Annotated in this window: 1 protein-coding gene; it reads left to right on the top strand. The window is 69.4% G+C overall.

The annotated features are described in order from the left end of the window. Window positions 1-4,988, top strand: a 4,988-nt coding sequence (locus tag AB0I54_RS47880; protein WP_363302713.1) for a condensation domain-containing protein, incomplete at both ends; no start/stop codon positions are given.

Genomic DNA, 4,988 nt, shown 5'->3' on the forward strand with positions numbered 1-4,988 from the left:
TTCAGCTTTGACGCGGCGGTGCTGGATGTGGTGGTGACGCTGGCTGCGGGTGGCACGCTGGCGATTGCCGGGAGTGAGGAGCGTACGGATCCTGCCGTGTTGGCGGAGATGATCCGTGCGGCGGGTGCGGGCGTGGCAAGTGTGGTGCCGTCGTTGCTCGGGGTGCTGGACCCGGCGTCGGTACCGGGGGTGTCCAACTGGGTATTGGGCGCCGAGCGGTTGAGCGCCGACCTGGCTGCGCGGTGGCGGGGGCAGGCGCGGGTGTGGAACACCTATGGCCCCACCGAGGCGACAGTCATCACCACCGCGACGCCGCTCGGCGAGGACATCACCTCACAGGACGCACCGCCCGCCATCGGCCGCCCGATCGCCAACACCCAGGTGTATGTGCTCGATGGCCTCCTGCGGCCTCTGCCCGTCGGTGCCGTGGGCGAGGTGTACATCGCCGGGACCGGGCTGGCCCGCGGCTACGTCGGTCGTGTGGGGCAGACCGCGGAGCGGTTCGTGGCCTGCCCGTTCCTGCCCGGTCAGCGGATGTATCGCTCCGGCGACCTGGCCCGCTGGAGCGCGGACGGTCAGCTGCACTTCGCCGGACGTGCCGACGAGCAGGTGAAGATCCGCGGCTTCCGTATCGAGCTCGGTGAGATCGAATCGGTGCTGAGTGCGCACGGGAGCGTCGGCCAGGCGGCGGTCATCGTGCGTGAGGAGCAGGGAGGCGACCAACGGCTGGTCGCGTACGTAGTCCCGGCCGGTGAGCGGGCGTCGGATGCCGCGGAGCTGCGGGAGTTCATGGCGGCCCGTCTGCCTGAGTACATGGTGCCGTCCGCTGTGGTGGTGCTGGATGCGCTGCCGCTGACGGTCAACGGCAAACTCGACCGCTCGGCCCTGCCCGCCCCTGCCATGGAAGCGCGGGGCGGCCGTGTCGCTGCCACGCCGGTCGAAGAGCTGTTGTGCGGGCTGTTCGCCGAGGTGCTGGGCCTTGAGCGGGTGGGCGTCGAGGACAGTTTCTTCGAGCTGGGCGGCGATTCGATTCTGTCGATGCTGCTGGTCTCCAGTGCCCGGCGGGCGGGTGTGGTGATCACGTCTCGGCAGGTGTTCGAGCGGCGCACTCCCGAGGGGCTTGCGGCCGTCGTCGGCGTGGCGGAGGAGCTTGCACCGAGCCACGTGGAGTCCGGCGTCGGTGACGTGCCGCTGACCCCGGTGATGCACGAAGTCCTCGACCGGGTCGGGGCCGACCGGATCGGGCAGGTCGTCCAGGCAAGCGTGGTGCGTAGCCCGGCCGCGGTGCGGCTGACGACGCTCGCCGCAGCGGTGCAGGCCCTGGTGGATCACCACGAGGTGCTGCGGGCGCGCCTGGAGAGCGAGCCGCGGCGCTTGGTCGTACCGGAGCCGGGCACGGTTGCGGTTGATTCGTGGGTGCGGCGCGTGGACGCGGCCGGCCTGGACGACGAGGAACTGTCCCGGCTGATCGAGGAGCAGGCGCGGACGGCGGCAGGTCGGCTCGATCCGCCGGCCGGAGTGATGCTTCAGGTGGTGTGGTTCGACGCCGGTCCGGAGGCCGTTGGGCGGCTACTGCTGGTGGCCGACCACCTGGTGATCGACACCGTGTCCTGGCAGGTGCTGCTCCCGGATCTGGCCGAGGCCTACGCGGCATCGGCGCATGGTCGGGAGGCGGCGCTCGGGTCGGTGCCGATCTCGTTCCGGCACTGGGCGAGGCAGCTGACTGCCCAGGCCCAGGCCGACGAACGGGTGGCGGAACTGGAGGTCTGGACCGCGCTGCTCGAAGGCGCGAGCGCGCTGCTGACCGACGAGCCGCTGGATCCTGCCCGGGATGTCGAGGGCACCCTACGGCAGGCTTCGATCACCGTGTCCGCGGAGGTCACATCGGCTCTGCTGACCGGCGTCCCGGCCGCCTTCCATGCCGGAGTCGACGACGTTCTGCTGACCGGGCTGGCCGCGGCGGTGGCGGCGTGGCGCGGTGACCAGGGCATCGAGGGCGGGATCCTGGTGGACATTGAGGGCCACGGCCGTGAGCCGTTGTCCGCAGGGATGGAACTGTCGCGGACCGTTGGGTGGTTCACCGCCGTCCACCCGGTACGACTGACGTCCGGGCCGTTCGATCCGACCGAGGTGCGAGCCGGCGAAGCGGCAGCGGGCGCGCTGCTCAAAGCGGTCAAGGAACAGGTGCGTTCCATCCCGGGTGACGGACTGGGCTACGGCCTGCTGCGCCATCTGAACCAGGAGACCGGGGGTGTCCTGGCGCAGCTGCCCAAGGCGCAGATCGGCTTCAACTACCTGGGCCGGGTCTCGGGCCGCGATCAGGACTGGCAGCCGATCGGTGGGATCGGCCTGGGCCAGAGCCCCGACAGCGCCGTGCCGGTGATGCACGCCCTGGAGGTGATGGCAGCCGTCCACGAGCGCGGTGACGGTCCGGTGTTGGTGTTGAGTGTGGCGTGGCCGGGTCGGTTGTTGGGTGTGGCGGAGGCGTGGGGGTTGGTGGAGGGCTGGGCGGCGATGCTGTCCGGTCTGGCCGCGCATGCTGCTGATCCGGTGGCTGGTGGGTTTACTCCTTCTGATTTTGCGCTGGTGCCGTTGGAGCAGGCGCAGGTGGGCGAGTTGGAGGCGGCGTGTCCGGGGTTGGTGGATGTGTTGCCGGTGGCGCCGTTGCAGGAGGGTCTGCTCTTTCATGCCTTGTATGACGAGCAGGGCACGGATGTGTATGTCGAGCAAATGCTGCTGGACCTGGAGGGGCCGCTGGATGCGGTGGTGTTGCGGGGGTCGTGGCAGGCGTTGATCGACCGGCATCCGAGTCTGCGTGCGGGCTTTCGGCAGCTGGCCGGGGTGGCTGAGCCGGTGCAGGTGGTCCTGGAGCGGGTCGAGCTGCCGTGGAGGGATGAGGACCTGTCCGGGCTTGGGATGGTGGAAGCCCAGGTGGTGTTGGAGGAGTTGGAGGTTGCGGAGCGGGCGCGACGGTTCGATCTGGCGCAGCCGCCGCTGCTGCGGGTGCTGCTGGTCAAACTGGGTGAGCAGCGCTACCGCATGGTGATCACTCTGCATCACATCGTGCTGGACGGGTGGTCGCTGCCGATCCTGATGCGTGAGCTGTGGGCCTGTTACGACGCTGGGGGGAGTGGGGCCGGTCTGCCGCCGGTGCCGGACTACCGGCAGTACCTGGCGTGGCTGGCGAGGCAGGACAAGGTCGCCGCACGCGACGCCTGGCAGCAGGCCCTCGCCGGCACCGACGAACCCACCCTCATCGCACCGATCGACCGGGACACGGAAGCCGGTTCCGCTGTCGTCTCCGCCGAGGCGAACGAGATGCTGCGCACAGCCCTCGACGAGCTGACTCGAAGGCAGGGCGTCACCCTGAACACGGTGGTGCAGGCTGCCTGGGCGCTGGTGATCGGGCAGTTGGCGGGGCGGCACGACGTGGTCTTCGGCGCCACAGTGGCGGGACGCCCCGCCGACCTGCCGGGCATGGAGGACATGCTCGGGCTCTTCATCAACACCATCCCGGTACGGGTACGGCTGAACCCCGCGCAGCCTATGGCCGATGTGCTGAACGAGTTGCAGGCACAGCAGGCGGCGCTGCTGGACCACCAGCACCTGAGCCTGGCGGAGATCCAGCGGCTGGCCGGTCAGGGCGCGGTGTTCGACACGCTGCTGGCGTTCGAGAACTTCCGCTCGGGGGCCAACGGTCTGCATCCGTCGAGCGAGGAACCGGAGAGCCCCGGGTCCGGAAGTGTGCGCCTTGTCGCGGCCGGCATGCGCGAATCCATGAACTATCCGCTCGGTCTGGTGGTGGATCCGATCGACGGACTGCGGATGGAGCTGACCTACCGCACGGACCTCTTCGACGAGGCGGCGGCGCGGGCTCTGATCGACCGCCTGCTTTGGGTGTTGGAGCGGGTGGTGGGGGATCCGTGGGGGTTGGTGGGGCGTGTTGGTGTGTTGGGTGGTGTGGTGCGTGAGCGGGTGTTGGGGGAGTGGAATGCGACGGCGCGGTCGGTGTCGTCGGGTGTGTTGCCGGAGTTGTTTGCGGTTCGGGTGGGGTGTTCGCCGGATGCGGTGGCGTTGGTGTCGGGTGGGCGGGAGTTGTCGTATGCGGAGTTGGCGGGTGAGGCGGGGCGGTTTGCTCGGTATCTGATGGGTTTGGGTGTGGGGCCTGAGGTGCGGGTGGGGGTGGTGGTTGAGCGGTCGGTGGAGATGGCGGTGGTGGTGCTTGCCATTGCGCTGGCTGGTGGGGTGTTTGTGCCGGTGGATCCCGCGTATCCGGCGGAGCGGATTGGGTTTGTTCTGGGGGATGCGTCTCCGGCGGTGGTGGTGTGCAGTGGGGCGACGCGGTCGGAGGTGCCGGACCGGCCTGGCGCAAAGCTGGTCATGGTTGATGACCCGGAAGTCGTTGAGGCTGTGGCTGGTTGCGCGCCGGGTCTGGTGGTGCCGGGTGAGCGGCGCGGGGCTCTCGTACCCGCGAACGCGGCATACGTGATTTACACCTCGGGTTCGACGGGTCGGCCGAAGGGTGTGGTGGTGTCGCATGCGGGGTTGGGGAATCTGGCGTGGGCGCAGATTGACCGGTTCGGGGTGCATGAGCGGGCGCGGGTGCTGCAGTTTGCGTCGCTGAGTTTTGATGCGGCGGTTTCCGAGCTGTTGATGGCGTGGCTGTCCGGGGCCGCCCTGGTGGTGGTTCCGGCGGAGGAGTTGCCTCCGCAGGTGTCGTTGGGTGTGGCGTTGGAGCGGTCGGGTGCGACGCATGTGACGGTGCCGCCGAGTGTGCTGGCGGTGGAGGAGGAGTTGCCGGCTGGGGTGGAGACGGTGGTGGTGGCGGGTGAGGCGTTGCCGTTGGGGTTGGTGGAGCGGTGGTCGGTGGGGCGGCGGTTGGTGAATGCGTATGGGCCGACGGAGGTGACGGTCTGTGCGGCGATGAGTGGGGTGTTGGTGCCGGGTGGGCGTGTGGTGCCGATTGGGCGGCCGATCGACAACGCGCG

This window comes from Streptomyces sp. NPDC050625, assembly GCF_040654755.1.
Lineage (GTDB): Bacteria > Actinomycetota > Actinomycetes > Streptomycetales > Streptomycetaceae > Streptomyces.